Here is an 18,250-nt window from a genome sequence, read left to right on the forward strand (position 1 = left end):
GAGCCACCATGGCAAAACGTGACTATTACGAAGTGCTCGGGGTAGGCAAGAACGCGAGCGACGACGAGATCAAGAAGGCTTATCGCAAGCTCGCGATGAAGTACCACCCGGACCGCAATCCGGAAGGCAAGGACGGCAAGATCGCCGAGGAAAAATTCAAGGAGGTCAAAGAGGCCTACGAGATGCTTTCCGACCCGGAGAAGAAGGCGGCCTACGACCAGTATGGCCATGCCGGTGTCGACCCCAATATGGCGGGCGGCTTCGGCGGTGCGCAGGGCTACGGCGGTTTCGCCGAGGCCTTTGGCGACATCTTCGGCGACATTTTCGGCCAGCAGGCCGGTGGCCGTCGCGGCGGCGGCGGCCCGCAGGCCTATCGCGGCGCCGACCTGCGCTACAGCATGGAGATCTCGCTGGAGCAGGCCGCGCACGGCCACGAGGCGCAGATCCGCGTGCCGCACTGGGACGACTGCGACCACTGCCACGGCAACGGCGCGGAGCCGGGCTCGAGCGTGGAAACCTGCCCGACCTGCCACGGCGCGGGCCAGGTGCGCGTGTCGCAGGGCTTCTTCACCATGCAGCAGACCTGCCCGAAGTGCCACGGCAGCGGCAAGTACATCCCCAAGCCGTGCACCAAGTGCCACGGCCAGGGCAAGCTGAAGTCGCAGAAGACGCTGGAAGTGAAGATCCCGGCCGGCATCGACGAAGGCATGCGCATCCGCTCGTCGGGCAACGGCGAGCCGGGTATCAACGGCGGCCCCCCGGGCGACCTGTATGTGGAAGTCCACATCAAGGCGCACCCGATGTTCGAGCGCGACGGCGACGACCTGCACTGCCAGATGCCGATCTCCTTCGCCACCGCGGCGCTGGGCGGCGACCTGGAAGTGCCGACGCTGAGCGGCAAGGCCACCTTCCCGGTGCCTGAAGCCACCCAGTCGGGCAAGACCTTCCGTCTGCGCGGCAAGGGCATCAAGGGCGTGCGTTCCGGCTATCCGGGCGACCTCTATGTGCATGTGAACGTGGAGACGCCGGTCAAGCTGACCGAGGCGCAGAAGGAGATGCTGCGCCAGTTCGACCGCTCGGTGCATGAGGGCGGCTCGCGCCACAGCCCGCAGGAGCAATCCTGGCTGGACAAGGTGAAGAGCTTCTTCAGCTGACCGGGTTTGCAGTATCGGACCGGCCACGTGCGAGCGTGGCCGGTTTTGTTTTTGGCGCGCGATAATGCCAAGGTTGTCCCCACCGCCCCTTTCCTGACGATTTCCCCGTGGTAGCCAGCATCCAGCCCCCGCCCTCTCCCCCGGCCCCTCTCCCGCAAGCGGGCGAGGGGAGCACCCAGCCAGGGGGAGGAGATGTCTTCGTCCTTCTCGACGACGCCACGGCCCCGGCGGCGCAAGCCGCATCACGCCTCTACACCGGCTTCATCCGTGAAGACGTCTTGCCCGCCGGCAGCGACATCGCGCAACTCGACACCATGCTTGCCGAAGGCTGGCGCCAGGGCTGGCATGCCACCCTGTTTGCCCCCTACGAATTCGGCGGCGCGCTGGTCGATGCCCCGGTGCACACCGGCAACGCGATGCCGTTCCACGACGGCGCGCTGCGCCTGCTGTGGTTCCGCAACCTGCGCCGGCTCGATGCCGCGGCGGTCACGGCGTGGCTGCAGGCGAAAGCCGACCCCAGGCCGGCGGGCCTGATGGACGTGGCCTCCGATACCTCCCGCGAGGCATTCGACGATGCCATCGCCCGCATCCACCAGTGGATCGAAGCCGGCGACACCTACCAGGTCAACTACACCCAGCGCCTGCACTTCGATGCCTTTGGCGACCCGGTGGCGCTGTATGCCGCGCTGCGCGCCGCGCAGCCGGTGCCGTATGGCGTGCTGGCCAGCCTGCCGGATCGTGCCACGGTGCTGTCGCTGTCGCCCGAGCTGTTCGTGCGCCACGACGGCCAGGGCCACCTGCTGACCCGGCCGATGAAGGGCACCGCGCCGCGCTCGGGCGATGCCGTGCGCGATGCGCAGGCCGCCGCCGCGCTGGCCGCCGATGCCAAGAACCGCGCCGAGAACGTGATGATCGTCGACCTGCTGCGCAACGACCTGGGGCGCATCGCGCAGCCGGGCAGCGTGGCGGTGCCGGAGCGCTTTGCGGTGCAGCCGTTTGGCGCGGTGCTGCAGATGACCTCTACCGTCACCGCGACGGCGCGGCCCGGCACGCGCTTTGGCGCGCTGATGGCGGCGCTGTTCCCGTGCGGCTCCATCACCGGCGCGCCCAAGCGGCGCACCATGCAGATCATTGCCGAACTGGAAGGCACGCCGCGCGGGCTGTACACCGGGGCGATCGGCTGGATCGATGCGCCAACCGACGAAGGCACCGCGGGACCGTTCGCGCTGTCAGTGACAATCCGCACGCTGGTACTGGCGCCTCTCGCGGATACCGGCCTGCGCGCGGGTGAAATGGGCGTGGGCGGCGGCATCGTCCATGACAGCGTCGCGGCGGAGGAGTTCGATGAATGCGGCTGGAAGGCGCGTTTCCTGACGCGGCACGATCCCGGTTTTACGCTGTTCGAAACCATGCGCGTGCAGGACGGCGAGTGCCTTTACCTGGCGCGGCATCTTGCGCGCATTGGCGCTTCGGCACATACGTTCGGCTTCGCTTTCGATGCCGATGCGGCACGCAACGCGGTGGCCGCTCAGGTAGCGCAGCTGGGCGCGGGGACATGGCGCCTGCGTATGAGCGTGGACAAGCGCGGCGCGCTCGCATTTGCCAGCGGCGCGGTGGCACCGATGCCGGCCGGTCCGGTCAGGATCGATATCGCCCCCGAGCCACTACCCGCCGCCGATCCGCTGCGCCGCCACAAGACCAGCGCGCGCGCAGTGTTCGATGCGGGCTGGCAGGCCGCCGAGCGTGCCGGTGGCTTTGACCTGCTGTTCTTCAACACGCGCGGTGAACTGCTGGAAGGCGGGCGCAGCTCGGTCTTCGTCCGTATCGATGGCCGCTGGCTGACGCCGCCGCTGTCGGCTGACATCCTGCCCGGCGTGATGCGCGCGGTGGCGCTGGACGAGGGAGGGGCGGCCCTGGGCGCCCCCGGCGAAGTGGTGACGGAAGCGGTGATCACGCGCGCGATGCTCGCGCGCGCCGAGGCCATCGTCCTGGTCAACGCCTTGCGTGGCGCGATGCCGGCGACGCTGAGTCAGTAAGCCTGAAGACTAAGGGTGGTGCGTGTCCAGGACGCCGTCGCCCAGCTTCCAGCGCACCACGCCCGGCAGGTTGATCAGCTCGCGGTCGTGGCAGATCATCACCACGGTGCGGCCTTCGGCGGCCAGGTCGCCGACCAGCCCAATCACCTGTTCGCGCGCATGGCCGTCCAGGCTCGAGGTAGGCTCATCCAGCAGCAGCAACTCCGGCTCCAGCACCTTGGCGCGCGCCAGCGCCACGCGCTGGATCTCGCCGCCTGACAGGTATTCGGGCGCGGTGTCCTGCAGGTGCGACACGCCGGCCCAGCCCAGCGCCTCGCCCACGCGGCGGGCGATCTCGTCGCGCGGCATCCCGCGTGCGTGCAGGCCGTAGGCGATGTTCTCGCGCACCGAGGTGCGGAACAGGTACGGATGCTGGTGCAGGTAGGCAATGCGCTGGCGCAACGCCGGCGGCAGCGGGGAGAGGGGGGCGTCGTGCGCCTGGCCGTGCGCGTCGGTCCACTGCGCGCTGGCGCCGGGTGCCGGCTCCAGCCCGGCCAGCATGCGCAGCAGCGTGGTCTTGCCGGCGCCGTTCATGCCGGTCAGCACGATCGCGGTGGCGCGCGGGATCACCAGCCTGTCGATGGCAAAGAGCTTGCGCAGGCCGATGGTGCGCGCCAGCCCTCGCACGGTCAGCAGCGGGCTGTGGTCATGGGCAACTGAGGGGGTCATCGGCGGAAGCCTCCGGCACCCTGCAGCCAGGCCATGCCGATATTGACCAGCAGCGCCAGCGCCACCAGCACGATGCCCAGCGCAATGCCCTGGGCGAACTCGCCCTTGCTGGTTTCCAGCGCAATGGCCGTGGTGATGGTGCGGGTCGAGCCTTCGATATTGCCGCCGATCATCAGGGCCGAGCCGACTTCGGCAATCACGCGCCCGAAGCCGGCGACCACTGCCGCCATCAGCCCGAAGCGCAGCTCGCGGATCACGGTCAGGAAGGTGCGCCAGCGGCCCGCGCCCAGCACCCAGGCGGTCTCGCGCAGGCGCACGTCGGCGCCCTGCAGGGTCGACAGCGCAAACGCCAGCACCACCGGGAAGCCGATCACCGCCTGCCCCAGCACCATGCCCGCCGGCGTGAACAGCAGGTGCAGGCTGCCCAGCGGGCCCTGGCGCGTCAGCAGCAGGTAGAGGACCAGCCCGACCAGCACGGTCGGGAACGACAGGAAAGCCTGCGCCACCACCACCACCGCACGCCGGCCCGGGAACTGCCGGGTGGCGATCAGCCAGGCCGCGGCGATCGCCGGCACCGTGGCCAGCGCCAGTCCCAGCACCGCCACCATCAGCGAGGTCCAGACGATGAACCACAGGCCAGCGTCGCCGCTGGCCAGCAGGCGGAAGGCGTCGGCGGTGGCGGTGCCGATCTCCACCGGCTCAGGCGGAGAAGGTGTGCTCGGCGGCGGGGAAGCTGCCGTCCTTGACGGCGGCCACGTAGGCGCGCACGGCTGCCTCGATCGAGGTCTGGCCGTCCATGAAGTTGCGCACGAACTTGGCCTTGCGGCCCGGGTAGACATTGAGCATGTCCTGCAGCACCAGCACCTGGCCGGAGCAGTCCGCGCCCGCGCCGATGCCGATGGTGGGGACCGTCAGCGATTGCGTGATCTCGCCGGCCAGCGCCGCGGGCACCGCCTCCATCAGCACCACCTGCGCGCCGGCGGCCTGCAGCGCCAGCGCGTCGCGCTTGAGCTGGGCCGCGCCGGCGTTGGTCTTGCCCTGCACCTTGAAGCCGCCCAGCGCGTGCACCGACTGCGGCGTCAGGCCGATATGCGCGCATACCGGGATGCTGCGCTCGACCAGGAACTTGACGATGGGCGCCAGCCAGTCGCCGCCTTCAAGCTTGACCATCTGCGCGCCGGCCTTCATCAGCGTGACCGCGCTGGCAAACGCGGCCTCAGGCGTGGGATAGGTGCCGAACGGCAGGTCCGTCAGCAGCAGCGAGGTCTGGTTGCCGCGCGCCGCGCATTCGGTGTGGTAGGCCATCTGTTCCAGCGTGACCGGCAGCGTGGTCTGCTGGCCCTGCATCACATTGCCCAGCGAATCGCCGACCAGGATCATTTCCACGCCGCAGTAGTCGAGCAGCGCGGCGAAGCTGGAGTCGTACGCGGTCAGCATGGCGATTTTCTCGCCGGCGTCACGCATCGCCTGCAGTTTGGGAATCGTGATGGTCTTGCGGGAGGGATCGAGGAGGTAGCTCATGGCAGTGCCCATATAGGACGGCTTTGCCGGTGCCGGGAGGGCCGCCCGCACGGCAACGACAGCCGTCGTTATTGTGTTGGGTCTGGCAGGCGTGGCCTGTCAGGGCGCAGCGAGATTGAGAAAGGCCTTGCGGCCGCGCATGTTTTCGATGCGCGACAGTAGTGTACGGAAATCGTCATCATTGTCCACCGGATTGAAGTGGGCGGTGTCGACCACCATCACCGGGGCGTCGTCGTACCGGTGGAACAATTCGCCGTAGGCGCCGGCCAGGCGCTGCAGGTAGTGTTCGTCGATGCCGGCCTCGCCGGGCTCGCCGCGGCGCACGATGCGCTCGCGCAGGAGCGACGGGGTGGCCTGCAGCACGATCACCAGGTCGGCGCGCTGCGGCGGCAGGTCAAGGCGTGCGGCGATGGCGTCGTAGAGCGCCAGTTCGTCGTCGGACAGCGTCAGCGCCGCGTGCAGCCGGTCCTTGGCCATCAGGAAATTGGTGACCATGCGCTGTCCGGCCAGCACCCCCGCCTGCCATTGCTGCAGTTGCACCGCGCGCTGGGTCAGGCACCACAGCTGCAGCGCCAGCGCATGGCGCGCGGGATCGCGGTAGAAGGGTTCGAGGAAGGGGCTGCGGCGTGCGCTGTCGGGCAGCTCCTGGGCCTGCAGCGTGCGCGCCAGGCGCTGGGCCAGCGAGGTCTTGCCGGATCCGACGGGGCCTTCGACGACGATGCGGCGCAGGTGATCGAGCATGGCGCTCCGGGCTTCAGTGGGGTGGAAGGCTGCGCCGCGGGCGCAGCCGGGCGGGGTCAGCCAGGGCTGCCGCCATCGCCGGTCTCGCCAGCGGCGGCCTGCATGCGCAGGCACTTGCAGGTGGACACCTTCTCGATACGCTGCGCGCCCACGCCGGCCAGGTAGTCGGCGGCGCGTCCGCGCCCGGGGATGGCCAGCGCGGCGTCCAGCTCCAGCAGCGGCACCAGCGTGAAGGCGCGCTCGGTCAGGCGCGGATGCGGCACCGTCAGGTGCTCGTGGTCGTGCTGCTCGTCGCCGAACAGCAGCAGGTCCAGGTCCAGCGTGCGCGGCGCGTTGCGGAACGGCCGCTCGCGGCCGAACTGGTCTTCGATGTGGTGGCAGATGCGCAGGAGCTGCGCCGCGGTGAACGAGGTCTGCACCTTGACCACCGCGTTGTAGTAGTCGTCGCCGCCGGCATCGACCGGGGCGGTGCGGTAGAGCGATGAGCGCGCCAGCACCGTGATGCCGACCTGCTGGGCCAGACACACGATGGCGTCCTTGATGGCCTGGCGGGCATCGCCAAGATTGGCCCCGATGCCGATGAAGGCAAGCGTCATTTAGGTTTCCTCCGGCTGGCCGGGGCCGGCATGTGCTGCCTCGCCCGCGTCCGTGTCGCTCCGGGAAGACACTTTATCCGATTTCCGCGGACCGCGCCGGCGGCGCTTCTTGCGTGCCGGGCCTTCGCCCTCGGCGCCCTGGCCACCCTGACTGCCATGACCGCCTTGACCACCAGGGCCGCGCGCGCTGCGTACCGCGTCGATCAGGTCCTCGCGCTCGCCCGGGTCGGCGTCCTGGAAGTCCTGCCACCAGGCGGCCAGTTCCTCGGGCAGCTCGCCCGACTGGCAGCGCAGGTGCAGGAAGTCGAAGCCGGCACGGAAGCGCGGCGACTCCAGCAGCCGGAACGGCATGCGGCCCACGCGCTTTTCAAAGCGCGGCTGCATGCCCCAGATATCGCGCATGTCGGTGACAAAGCGGCGCTGGATCGCCAGCTGGCCGGTCTGCTTTTCCAGCACCATGTCCATGGCGGTGTTCAGCGCGGCGATGGCGTGCTCGCCCTCCTCGCGCAGCCTGGTCCAGCGCTGCAGCACGTGGTGCCACAGCAGCGCGGCGAACAGGAAGCCCGGCGAGACCGGCTTGCCGGCCTGCACGCGGCGGTCGGTGTTGTCCAGCGCCAGCTGCACGAAGCGCTGGCCCATGGGCTGCTCCAGCGCCACGTCCAGCAGCGGCAGCAGGCCCTGGTGCAGGCCGGCCTTGCGCAGCTCCTGCAGCGAGGCCCAGGCGTGGCCGGACATCAGCAGCTTGAGCATCTCGTCGAACAGGCGCGCGCTGGGCACGTTGTGGATCAGCGACGCCAGGCCGGCGATCGGGTGGCGCGTGGCCTCGTCGATGTCGAAGCCGGTCTTGGCGGCGAAGCGCACCACGCGCAGCATCCGGATCGGGTCTTCGCGGTAGCGCGTGACCGGGTCGCCGATCATGCGCAGCGTGCGCGCGCGGATGTCTTCCATGCCGTGATGGTAGTCATGCACGGTCTGCGCGGCCGGGTCGTAGTACATCGCGTTGATGGTGAAGTCGCGGCGTTCCGCGTCTTCGGCCTGCGAGCCCCACACGTTGTCGCGCAGCACCCGGCCCGAGGCATCGATCGCATGGGTCTTGCTGTCGAGCTCGGCGCGCTTGAGGCGGCGGCCTTCGGGCAGCGTTTCGCTGGCGATGGCGTCGACCAGCGCGCGGAAGGTCGAGACCTCGATGATTTCCTGCTCGCGCCCGCCGTAGAAGGTCACGTGCACGATCTGGAAGCGCCTGCCGATGATGCGCGAGCGCCGGAACAGCGCCTGCACCTGGTCGGGCGTGGCGTTGGTCGCGACGTCAAAATCCTTGGGCTTGATGCCGAGCAGCAGGTCGCGCACCGCGCCGCCCACGATGTAGGCCTGGTAGCCGGCCTGCTGCAGCGTGGAGGTGACCTTGACGGCATTGCGCGACAGCAGCGCGGGGTCGATCTGGTGTTCGTCGGCGCCGACGATGCGCGGCGTATGGGCGCGGCCGGTGCGGCGCAGCTTGGGGCTGGGTTTGCCCAGCAGCCGGGTAATGAGCTTCTTGATCACGTCAGAACAGATCCATGATGCGCCAGCCGGCCGCGGCGGCGTGGTGGCGCAGGCGATCGTCCGGGTTGGTGGCGATCGGCTCGGAGACTTTTTCCAGCAAGGGCAGGTCGTTGGCCGAGTCGCTGTAGAAGGTGGTAGTTTCGAAGTGGTTCCACTGCGCGCCCTGGCTCCTGAGCCAGGATTCGACGCGGGTGATCTTGCCTTCGCGGAAGCTGGGCACGCCGTGGACCTCGCCGGTGAACTGGCTTTCCGGCTTGCCGTCGATGGTGGCGGGCTCGGTGGCGATCAGGTGCTTGATGCCGAAGGCCGCGGCGATCGGCGCGGTGACAAAGCTGTTGGTGGCGGTCACCACGGCGCACAGGTCGCCGGCTTCCAGGTGCTTGTAGACCAGCGCGCGCGCCTGCGGCGTGATCACCGGGTCGATCACCTCGTGCATGAAGCGCACCCGCATGGCATCGAGCCGGTCGCGCGGGTTGGCCGCCAGCGGCGCCAGCGCAAAGCGCAGGAAGGCCTGGATATCGAGGGTGCCGGCTTTGTAGTGGCCGTAGAACTCGTCGTTCTTCTGCCGGTAGGTTTCCTCGTCGACGACGCCCAGGCGGACCAGGAAGCGGCCCCATTCATGGTCGCTGTCGGTCGGGATCAGGGTGTGGTCGAGGTCAAAGAGTGCCAGATTCATGGGCGGCGATTTTACCTTAAGGCGAGAGGTCGGGCGGGCAGGCAGGCAGGCGCCGGGGCCGCATTGGGTGCGGTATGGGCGCCGATCCGGCGCTAATCCCGGAATTCAGCAAACATTTCACGCAGCAGCGGCAGCGTCACCGGCCGCTTGCGTTCCAGCGAGTAGGTGTCGAGCGCGTCCAGCAGCGCCATCAGGCTTGGCATGTCGCGGTAATGCCGCGTCACCAGCCAGTGCGTGATCTCCGGCGACAGCTGCAGGCCGCGCTCGCGTGCCGCATGCAGCACAGCGGCCTTCTTGTCGTCGTCCGACAGCGGCGCGACCTGGTACACCAGGCCCCAGCCCAGGCGCGTGCGCAGGTCTTCGCGCACCGGCATCGCGCGCGGGGCCAGGCCGCCGGCCACCACCAGCGCGGTGCGCACGTGGGCGCGCACCTCGTTGTAGAGCGAAAACACCGCGATCTGGCGCGCTTCATCCAGCAGCTCGACGTCATCGACGGTGTAGAGCTGGCACCACGGGTCGAACAGGAAGTCCGACAGCGGGTGGTGTGGGCTCAGGTAGCGGCTGCGGATGCCGTGCTGCGGCCCGGCCTCACATAGCGCGTGCAGCAGGTGGGTACGGCCGCAGCCGACCTCGCCCCACAGGTAGACCAGCCGGTCGCTGGCGTGCTCCTGGGCGAGCGCGGCGGGCAGTTCGCGCAGGCGCTGCACCGCTTCGCGGTTGGATGCCACCACGAAATTCTCGAAGGTCGAAGGCGGCGGGCTGCCCAGCTCGAGCGACAGTTGCTTGGGACGCGGGGACATGACGTATGGCTAACTTGCGGGTGTGGGCAGCAGTGGGGCAGCCGTTATTTTCGGTACAGGTCGCTGGCCAGGTAAACCCGCCGCAGCTGCCGCGCACCGACCAGCAGCACGGCACAGGTCGGCAGCGCCAGCAGCACGCCGAAGAAGCCGAACAGCTGGCCGAAGGCGAGCAGCGCGAAGATCACCACCAGCGGGTGCAGGCCGATGCGTTCGCCCACCAGGCGCGGGGTCAGGTAAAAGCTCTCGATAAACTGGCCGAAGCCGTAGACCACCGCCACCGCGGCCAGCCCGTACCAGTTGCCGAACTGCAGCAGCGCGGCAAGGATCGCCATGACCAGCCCGACACCAAAGCCAATATACGGGATAAACACCGCCAGTCCCGTGAAGACCCCGACCGGCACGCCGATATCGAAGCCGGCGATGGTCAGACCGATCGAGTAGATCGCCGCCAGGATCACCATCACCAGGATCTGGCCGCGCAGATATTGCGACAGCAGCGCGTCGGTCTCGTTGGTCAGTTCGCGCACCTTGGGCACCCAGCGGCGCGGCACCACGCCCTCGATGCGGCGCATCACCATGTGCCAGTCCATCATCAGGTAGAACATGACGATGGGCACGATAAAGACGATGCCGGCCACCGTGATCAGCGCCGAGCCCGACATCTTGACGTAGTTCAGCAACACCACCAGCAGGTCTTCCGGGCTGGCGGAGAAGCGGTCCGACAGCATGTTGCGCAGGCCCGGGAAGTCAAAGCGGATGCGCACGCCGAACTCCGCCAGCCGGGGCGAGACCACGGAGTTGAGCTTCTTCAGCAGGATCGGCAGCTGTTCGCGGATCTGCGGGATCTCGCGTTGCAGCACCGCGATTGCCAGCAGTACCAGCATCACGCAGATCACCGTCAGCAGCAGGATCATCAGCGTCACGCCGACTGCGCGCGGCACCCGGCGGCGCTGCAGCCAGTCCACGCCCGGGTTCAGGACATAGGCGAAGATGAACGCGAACAGGAACGGCGTCAGCACCGGCGCCAGCGCGATGATGGCGGCGAACAGCGCGACGGCCACGACGACCCAGAGCAGGATACGCTTGGCCTCTTGGTTCAACAGCGGGGCATTCATCAATAGTTGGGAAGGACGGGCGACTGCGCCGTTTGCGGCGGAATCTCGCCGGAAACTGGAAGCGGGGGGCCTCTATCCGTTAAAATTGCAATTCTACTGGACTCGCGCCCGCGTTCCGATGCCAAGCAACGGAAGCCGCGGTGGCCCGAGCGCCGGATTCCTCACTTTATTTCCTCCAGGACAAGCAGGTTCCCATGAGCGCATCCCCGACCGCCGGCCAGGCAGGCCTTTCCTACCGCGACGCCGGTGTTGATATCGATGCCGGCGACGCACTGGTCGACCGCATCAAGCCGTTTGCCAAGCGCACCATGCGCGAAGGCGTGATGGCGGGCATCGGCGGGTTCGGTGCGCTGTTCGAACTGTCGAAGAAGTTCCAGGAGCCGGTGCTGGTATCGGGCACCGACGGCGTGGGCACCAAGCTCAAGCTTGCGTTCCAGCTCAACCGCCATGACACCGTCGGCCAGGACCTGGTCGCCATGAGCGTCAACGACATCCTGGTGCAGGGTGCCGAGCCGTTGTTCTTCCTCGACTACTTCGCCTGCGGCAAGCTGGACGTGGACACCGCCGCCACCGTGATCCAGGGCATCGCCCGCGGTTGCGAACTGGCCGGCTGCGCCCTGATCGGCGGCGAAACCGCCGAAATGCCCAGCATGTACCCGGACGGCGAATACGACCTGGCCGGCTTTGCCGTCGGTGCGGTCGAAAAGAAGAAGATCATCGACGGCAGCACCATCACCCCGGGCGACGTGGTGCTGGGCCTGGCTTCGTCGGGCGCGCACTCCAACGGTTACTCGCTGGTGCGCAAGATCATCGAAGTGGCCAGGCCGGACCTGAACGCCGACTTCCACGGCCAGCGCCTGCAGGACGCGATCATGGCGCCGACGCGCATCTACGTGAAGCCGCTGCTGTCGCTGATCGAAACCCTGCCGGTCAGGGGCATGGCCCATATCACCGGCGGCGGCCTGACCGAGAATGTGCCGCGCGTGCTGGCGCAGGACGTCACCGCCGTGCTCAAGCGCGATGCCTGGACGCTGCCGCCGCTGTTCCAGTGGCTGCAGGCGCAGGGCCGCGTGGCCGACGACGAAATGCACCGCGTGTTCAACTGCGGCATCGGCATGGTCGTGATCGTGGCCAAGGAAGACGCTGAACGCGCCATCCGCCACCTACAAGCGGCCGGCGAGGCCGTGTGGCAGATCGGTGAGATCCGCGAACGCGCCGAGGGCGAGGCGCAGACCATCGTGGTCTGACGACACCGAAGCCTTCCGGCAAGAACGGCGCATGCCTTAGGGCATGCGCTTTTTTTTCGTCCTGCGTACGGCTCATAAGGGTTTACCCAAAGGCTCACACCGGCTTTGTGCCCTGCGCTGCCCGAGTCCCGTTTTCGTGCATCGCACCAAAATCCAGCATGCATCTGCACCAAGTCTGATAAACAATATTTTGCTTGATTGTATGGCGGTTTATCGCCTAATGTACTGAGCAAAGACGCGGCACACGTATGCCGCGTCCGGAGACAACGCCTCCGCGCGATGCCGGCAACCACCGGCGGCGCTGGGGGCAGGCCAGGACCATTGGAGGATCCACCATGCAAGCAGTCAGCATCGACGCAGCGGCAAAAGGCGCGTCGGCCCAGAAGCAGTCCGTCGCGCGCGTCGCGGGGGCCAGCCTCGCCGGCACCACGCTCGAGTTCTACGACCACTTCATCTACGGATCGGCCGCCGCGCTGGTCTTCCCCAAGCTGTTCTTCCCGCAGAGCGACCCGCTGACCGCGACGCTGCTGTCCTTTGCCAGCTACGGCGTTGCCTTCGTGGCGCGGCCGCTGGGCGCGGCGATCTTCGGCCACTTCGGCGACAAGATGGGGCGCAAGTCCATCCTGATCATTACGCTGCTGATGATGGGCCTGGCCACCTTCGGTATCGGCCTGCTGCCGACCTATGCCGCCGCGGGCGCGCTGGCGCCGGTGCTGCTGGTGCTGCTGCGCGTGGTGCAGGGCCTGGCGCTGGGCGGCGAATGGGGCGGGGCGGCGATCATGGTCAACGAGCTCGACCCTGAAGGGAAAAGGCGCGGCATCCTCGGCAGCCTGGTGCAGCTCGCCGCGCCGATCGGCCTGCTGCTTGCCAACGGCGTATTCGCGCTGGTGACCTGGCAGGTCTCGGAAGAAGCCTTCCTGAGCTGGGGCTGGCGCGTGCCGTTCCTGCTGTCGGCGCTGCTGGTGGGCGTTGGGCTCTACATCCGCTCCAACGTGCGTGAATCCGGCATGTTCGAGAAGCTGGAGGAATCCCACGCCGAAGCGCGCGCGCCGATCATGGAAGTGCTGCGCAACTACAAGAAGCAGCTGCTGATCGCCTTCGGCGCGCGGCTGGGCGGCGATATCGCCTTCTACGTGTTCACGCTGTTCCTGCTGTACTTCGTGCCGACCAAGCTGGGCCTGCCCAAGAGCATCGCGCTCAATGCCGTGCTGCTGGGTGCGGTGGCGCAGATCCTGTTCATCCCGGTGGCCGGTTACCTGGCCGACCGCATCGGGCGCCGCCCGGTGCTGATGATCGGCGGCATCGGCGGTGCGGTGTGGGCCTTTGTCTTCTTCACGCTGGTCAAGACCGGCAGCCCGGCTTTGATCATGCTGGCCTCGTTCGTCGGCATGGTGCTGGTGTCGTTCATGTTCTCGCCGCTGGCGTCGTTCCTGCCGGAGCTGTTCGCCACCCGGGTGCGCGTGACCGGTGCCTCGCTCGGCTTCCAGTTCGCCGGTGTGTTCGGCGGCGCGCTGGCCCCGCTGATCGCGGTGGGCCTGCTCGACCGCTTCGGCAGCACCGCGCCCGTTGCGCTGTACCTGGCGGCGGTGTGCGCGCTGATCGCAATCGCCGCGGCGGCCGCGCGGGAAACCAATCGCATGCACCTGTCCGACGCGGACCGCTGAATGCGGACCACGGTGAGCGGCAGTAACAATCTTCTCGTGAGCAGTATCGTGAAACAGTTCGACCTGATCATCCGCAACGGCACCGTCGTGACCGCCAGCGACACCATGCAGTGCGATATCGGCATCGCCGGCGGGCGCATCGTACAGCTCGGCCACGACCTGGGCGAGGCCGCGCAGACCATCGACGCCAGCGGCAAGCTGGTCTTGCCGGGCGGCGTCGATGCGCACTGCCACCTGGACCAGCCGATGCCGGACGGCCTCAGGATGGCTGACGACTTCGGCACCGGCTCGGTGTCGGCGGCCTGCGGCGGAACCACTACCGTGATCCCGTTCGCCGCGCAGGAGAAGGGCCATTCGCTGCGCGCCGCGGTGAACGACTACCACCAGCGGGCCGATGGCAAGACTGTGGTCGACTACGCCTTCCACCTGATCGTGGCCGATCCTACCGAGGCGGTGCTGCAGGACGAACTGCCGGGGCTGATCCGCGAGGGCTATTCGTCGTTCAAGGTCTACATGACCTACGACGACCTCAAGCTGAACGACCGCGAGATCCTTGAGGTGCTGTCGGTGGCGCGCCAGGAGGGCGCGCTGGTGATGGTGCATGCCGAGAACTCGGACTGCATCGCCTGGCTGACCGAGAAGCTGGAAGCGGCGGGCAACACCGCGCCGAAGTTCCACGCGCTGGCCCGGCCGATGGCGATCGAGCGCGAGGCCACGCACCGCGCCATCACCTTCTCCGAACTGGTCGACGTGCCGATCCTGATCGTCCATGTATCGGGCAAGGAAGCGGTCGAGCAGATCCGCTGGGCGCGCAACCGCGGCATGAAGATCTTTGCCGAGACCTGCCCGCAGTACCTGTTCCTGACTGCCGAAGACCTCGACCAGCCCGGCTACCACGGCGCCAAGTGCGTGTGCAGCCCGCCGCCGCGCGACCGCAGCAACCAGGAAGTGATCTGGGACGGCCTGGCCGACGGCCTCTTCACCATCTTCTCGTCCGACCATGCACCGTTCCGCTACGAAGACGCGCAGGGCAAGAAGCCTGGCGGCAAGGAAGTCCCGTTCCAGTACATCCCCAACGGCATCCCCGGTCTGGAAACGCGGCTGCCGCTGCTGTTCTCGGCTGGCGTGGTGGGCGGCCGCATCTCGGTCAACCAGTTCGTCGCGCTGACCTCGACCAACCCCGCCAAGCTCTACGGCCTGCATCCGCGCAAGGGCACCATCGCCATCGGCGCCGATGCCGACCTGGCGATCTGGGATCCGCAGCGTGAAGTGACGATCCGCAACGCCGACCTGCATCACGCTGTCGACTACACCCCGTATGAAGGCCTGCGCGTGACCGGCTGGCCGGTGACCACGCTGGTGCGCGGCAAGGTGGTGGCGCATGAGGGCGAGGTGCTGGCCGAGGCCGGCCACGGCCAGTTCCTGCCGTGCGGCCTGCCGGAGATGGCCAGGCCGCGCTATCGCACCTCGGGCGGCAGCCTGTGACGGCAGCCTTGCCAATGCTTTGACTGAAACGACTGACATGGAACTGACCAACCGCCTGGACGCCACCACTATCGCGGCCCGCGTCGCCGCGGGCCGCCTCGATCCCGCCGAGGTGGTCGCCGCCTTCCAGGCTCGCATCGCGGCGCGCAATGACCAGCTCAACGCCGTGTTCGAGCAGCGCCAGGAGCTGGTCGATGCCGACCTGGCGCAGCTGCGCGCGCGCCTGGCGCAGGGCGAGCGCCCGCTGCTGGCGGGCGTGCCGGTGATCGTCAAGGACGTGATCTGGAGCCAGGGCCGCCGCGTCACGCAGGGTTCGCAGCTGTATCGCGACTTCATTGCGCCCGCCGACGCGATCGCGGTCGAGCGCCTGCGCCAGGCCGGCGCGATCGTGCTCGGCATGGGCAATACCTCGGAGTTCGCCTGCAAGGGCCTGACCACCAACAAGGTCTACGGGCTGACGCGCCATCCGCTCGATGCCACGCTGACCGCGGGCGGCTCGTCTGGCGGCTGCGCGGTGGCGGTGGCGGCCGGCATGGCGCCGCTGGCGCTGGGCACCGACGGCGGCGGTTCCAGCCGGCGCCCGCCCGCGCATGCCGGCGTGGTCGGCTTCAAGCCTTCCTACGGCGCGATTCCCGATTCGGTCGGCTTTCCCCATGCCTTCAACGGCATCCAGGTGATTGCGCCGATCACGCGCACGGTGGCCGATGCCGAGCTGATGTTCGAGGCGCTGGCCGGCGCCGATCCGCGCGATCCCGATACGCTGGGCTTCTCGCTTGGCGCCGCGCGCCCGCTGCATACGCTGAAGATCGCGGTCAGCCCGCGCCTGGGCCTGGACACGCCGGTCGACGACGATGTCGCGCAGGCCTTCGAACAGGCCGTGGCCCGGCTGCAGGCCGCGGGCCTGACCATCGAGCGTGCCGACCCGGCCTGGCCGAAGGGCGCCGACGAGCCCGCGCTGATGCCGCTGCAGCATGTCGGCCTGGCCAATCTCTACGGCGAGGCCTGGCGCCGCGACCCGGAGCTGTTCGATCCCGACGTGGCGCGCCAGATCGAGCGCGGGCTGGCCTGGAGCGGCGCCGACGTGGCGCGCGCGCGCGAAGCCAGCCACCAGATCGCGCTGGCCGTGGCCGGGTTCTTTACCCGCTATGACCTGCTGCTGTGCCCGACCACCCCGTGCGTGGCGTGGCGCAACGACCGGCTCGGGCCGGAGCGGATCGGCGGCGTGGCGGTGGAGCCGCGCGCCCATGCGGTGTTCACGCCCTTCTTCAACCATGCGCTGGCGCCGGCCATTTCGGTGCCCTGCGGCCATGGCCGCGACGGGCTGCCGGCGGGCCTGCAGATCGCCGGCCCGCGCGGTGCCGACCGCAACGTGCTGGCCGCGGCCAGGCTGGCCGAAAGCGTGCTGGCGCCGCTGCTCAACCCTGCCGGATAACCGTCATGCGAATCCTTGTCCTGAATCCCAATACCAGCGAAGGCATCACCGCGCGGCTGATGGCGGCGGCCACCGAGGCCGCGGCCCCCGGCACCGAGCTGGTGCCGCTGACCGCCAGCCGCGGCGTGCCCTATATTGCCACGCGCGCCGAGGCGCAGATCGGCGGCGCCATCGCGCTGGAGATGCTGGCCGAGCACCATGGCCAGTTCGACGCGGCCATCATCGCGGCCTTTGGCGACCCCGGCCTGATGGGCGCGCGCGAACTGTTCGATCTGCCGGTGGTGGGCATGGCCGAGGCGGCGATGCTGTCGGCCTGCATGCTGGGCCGGCGCTTTGCCATCGTGACCTTTGCGCGGGCGCTGGGGCCCTGGTATGAGGAGTGCGTGGACATGCATGGCCTGCGCAGCCGGCTGGCCGGCATCCGCATGCTGGACGGCAGCTTTGCCTCGGTGTCGGACGTCCAGGAAGAGAAGGAAGCCGTGCTGGTGGAACTGGCCAACCGCGCCGTGGCGGAGGATGAAGCCGATGTGGTGATCCTGGCCGGCGCGCCGCTGGCCGGCCTGGCCGCGCGCGTGCGCGACCGCATTCCGGTGCCGGTGGTCGACCAGATGGCCGCCGCCGTCAAGCAGGCCGAGGCGCTGGTCGCGCTGCAGCCGCGCAAGGCCACCGCGGGCACGTTCCGCCGCCCGGATGCCAAGCCCACGCTGGGTTTGCCCGCGGCGCTGGCAGCGCGCATCGAGCACCGCTAAGCCACTTCGCCGCCGATGACGCCGCGGCTCAGACCGCGGCGAACACCGCTTCGAGATCGACCTTTTCCTCAGCCGGCAGCTCCAGCCGCAGCGTGCTTTCGACATGGCCGAGGTGCTCCGCCATCAGCCGCGCGGCGCGCTCGCCGTCGCCGGCTTCCAGCGCATCGACGATGTCGTCGTGTTCATGGTGCGGGCACGACGGCACCCCCGGTGCGTCATAGAGCGCGATGATCAGGCAGGTCAGCGAGCACAGCTCGCGCATGTACTTGCCCAGGTACTGGTTGCCGGTCATTTCCGCCAGCTTGCAGTGGAACTCGCCCGACAGCCGGATGATGGCGCGGCGGTCGTTGCTGTCGCGCGCCTGCGCTTCCTGGCGCGTGGTTTCGCGCAGCGCGCGCACCCCCGGCGCGCCAATGGCGCCGGCCAGGTCGCGCACCAGCGCGGGTTCCAGCAGGTGGCGTGAATGCAGCACCTGGCGCGCTTCGGCCACGCTCGGGCTGGAGACGAAGGTGCCGCGGTTGGGATGGACCGTCAGCACGCCTTCATGCGCCAGCTTGGCAAAGGCCAGCCGTACCTTGGTGCGGCTCACGCCGAACACCCCGCCCAGCTTTTCCTCGACCAGCTTGGTACCCGGCGGCAGCCGGTGCTCCCAGATCGCGGTCAGGATGCGGTCGGCGATTGCCTCGACCGACGCGCCGCGCGCGCTGTCCGTGTCGGTCTCATTGATACCGTCGGTGGCGGGCAGGTCGGCTTTGGTTTGTGGCATGGCGGTTGGCGTTGGCGG

Annotated in this window: 17 protein-coding genes; 7 read left to right on the forward strand and 10 right to left on the reverse strand. The window is 68.6% G+C overall.

What is annotated here, in order from left to right; all coding sequences use genetic code 11:
* The first annotated feature begins 8 nt into the window (after positions 1-8).
* Together dnaJ and pabB are read left to right on the forward strand one after the other, a co-directional pair.
* A complete protein-coding gene (dnaJ, locus tag C265_RS03255) occupies positions 9-1,154 on the forward strand; it encodes a molecular chaperone DnaJ (RefSeq protein ID WP_010815033.1) in 1,146 nt (381 codons plus the stop codon).
* A 107-nt stretch (positions 1,155-1,261) separates the two neighbouring features.
* Positions 1,262-3,190, forward strand: a complete 1,929-nt coding sequence (gene pabB, locus C265_RS03260; protein ID WP_037023521.1) for an aminodeoxychorismate synthase component I — start codon at positions 1,262-1,264, stop codon at positions 3,188-3,190.
* A gap of 9 nt (positions 3,191-3,199) precedes the next feature.
* Here pabB and C265_RS03265 read toward each other — a convergent pair whose 3' ends face one another.
* The 9 genes from C265_RS03265 to C265_RS03305 form a co-directional block, all read right to left on the reverse strand.
* A complete protein-coding gene (locus C265_RS03265) occupies positions 3,200-3,898 on the reverse strand; it encodes an energy-coupling factor ABC transporter ATP-binding protein (protein WP_010815031.1) in 699 nt (232 codons plus the stop codon).
* Positions 3,895-4,593 (reverse strand): ABC transporter permease, encoded by a 699-nt coding sequence (locus tag C265_RS03270; protein WP_010815030.1) that lies wholly within the window; start codon positions 4,591-4,593, stop codon positions 3,895-3,897. Before C265_RS03270 ends, C265_RS03265 begins: the two co-directional genes overlap by 4 nt.
* 4 nt (positions 4,594-4,597) lie before the next feature.
* Complete coding sequence (gene panB, locus C265_RS03275) at positions 4,598-5,419, reverse strand: 3-methyl-2-oxobutanoate hydroxymethyltransferase (protein WP_010815029.1); 822 nt, start codon at positions 5,417-5,419, stop codon at positions 4,598-4,600.
* 99 nt (positions 5,420-5,518) lie between these two features.
* The gene (locus tag C265_RS03280) at positions 5,519-6,160 is read right to left on the reverse strand and encodes a deoxynucleoside kinase (RefSeq protein WP_010815028.1); all 642 of its coding nucleotides are present in this window, start codon (positions 6,158-6,160) and stop codon (positions 5,519-5,521) included.
* 56 nt (positions 6,161-6,216) lie between these two features.
* Complete coding sequence (gene folK / locus C265_RS03285; RefSeq protein ID WP_010815027.1) at positions 6,217-6,756, reverse strand: 2-amino-4-hydroxy-6-hydroxymethyldihydropteridine diphosphokinase; 540 nt, start codon at positions 6,754-6,756, stop codon at positions 6,217-6,219.
* Positions 6,757-8,298 (reverse strand): polynucleotide adenylyltransferase PcnB, encoded by a 1,542-nt coding sequence (gene pcnB / locus C265_RS03290; RefSeq protein ID WP_010815026.1) that lies wholly within the window; start codon positions 8,296-8,298, stop codon positions 6,757-6,759.
* A gap of 1 nt (position 8,299) precedes the next feature.
* A complete protein-coding gene (locus C265_RS03295) occupies positions 8,300-8,974 on the reverse strand; it encodes an HAD family phosphatase (RefSeq protein ID WP_010815025.1) in 675 nt (224 codons plus the stop codon).
* 92 nt (positions 8,975-9,066) lie between these two features.
* Entirely contained in the window at positions 9,067-9,774 is a 708-nt protein-coding gene (gene hda, locus C265_RS03300) for a DnaA regulatory inactivator Hda (protein ID WP_010815024.1), read from the reverse strand.
* 44 nt (positions 9,775-9,818) lie between these two features.
* A complete protein-coding gene (locus C265_RS03305) occupies positions 9,819-10,889 on the reverse strand; it encodes an AI-2E family transporter (RefSeq protein ID WP_010815023.1) in 1,071 nt (356 codons plus the stop codon).
* A 194-nt stretch (positions 10,890-11,083) separates the two neighbouring features.
* Here C265_RS03305 and purM point away from each other — a divergent pair, with 194 nt between their 5' ends.
* The 5 genes from purM to C265_RS03330 all read left to right on the forward strand — a co-directional run bounded on the left by purM (position 11,084) and on the right by C265_RS03330 (position 17,466).
* Complete coding sequence (gene purM / locus C265_RS03310; RefSeq protein ID WP_010815022.1) at positions 11,084-12,136, forward strand: phosphoribosylformylglycinamidine cyclo-ligase; 1,053 nt, start codon at positions 11,084-11,086, stop codon at positions 12,134-12,136.
* 335 nt (positions 12,137-12,471) lie between these two features.
* A complete protein-coding gene (locus C265_RS03315) occupies positions 12,472-13,800 on the forward strand; it encodes an MFS transporter (RefSeq protein ID WP_010815021.1) in 1,329 nt (442 codons plus the stop codon).
* Between the two features lie 48 nt (positions 13,801-13,848).
* The gene (gene hydA, locus C265_RS03320; protein ID WP_010815020.1) at positions 13,849-15,285 is read left to right on the forward strand and encodes a dihydropyrimidinase; all 1,437 of its coding nucleotides are present in this window, start codon (positions 13,849-13,851) and stop codon (positions 15,283-15,285) included.
* Between the two features lie 37 nt (positions 15,286-15,322).
* Complete coding sequence (locus tag C265_RS03325) at positions 15,323-16,717, forward strand: amidase (protein WP_010815019.1); 1,395 nt, start codon at positions 15,323-15,325, stop codon at positions 16,715-16,717.
* Positions 16,718-16,722: 5 nt separating this feature from the next.
* Positions 16,723-17,466, forward strand: coding sequence for an aspartate/glutamate racemase family protein (locus C265_RS03330; RefSeq protein ID WP_010815018.1), 744 nt, complete (start codon positions 16,723-16,725; stop codon positions 17,464-17,466).
* Between the two features lie 28 nt (positions 17,467-17,494).
* Here C265_RS03330 and C265_RS03335 read toward each other — a convergent pair whose 3' ends face one another.
* Positions 17,495-18,232 carry a GntR family transcriptional regulator gene (locus C265_RS03335; protein ID WP_010815017.1) on the reverse strand — a complete coding sequence of 246 codons (738 nt, stop codon included), beginning with the start codon at positions 18,230-18,232 and terminating at the stop codon, positions 17,495-17,497.
* Between the last annotated feature and the right edge of the window lie 18 nt (positions 18,233-18,250).

Origin of the sequence: Cupriavidus sp. GA3-3 (assembly GCF_000389805.1) — a bacterium.
Lineage (GTDB): Bacteria > Pseudomonadota > Gammaproteobacteria > Burkholderiales > Burkholderiaceae > Cupriavidus > Cupriavidus necator_D.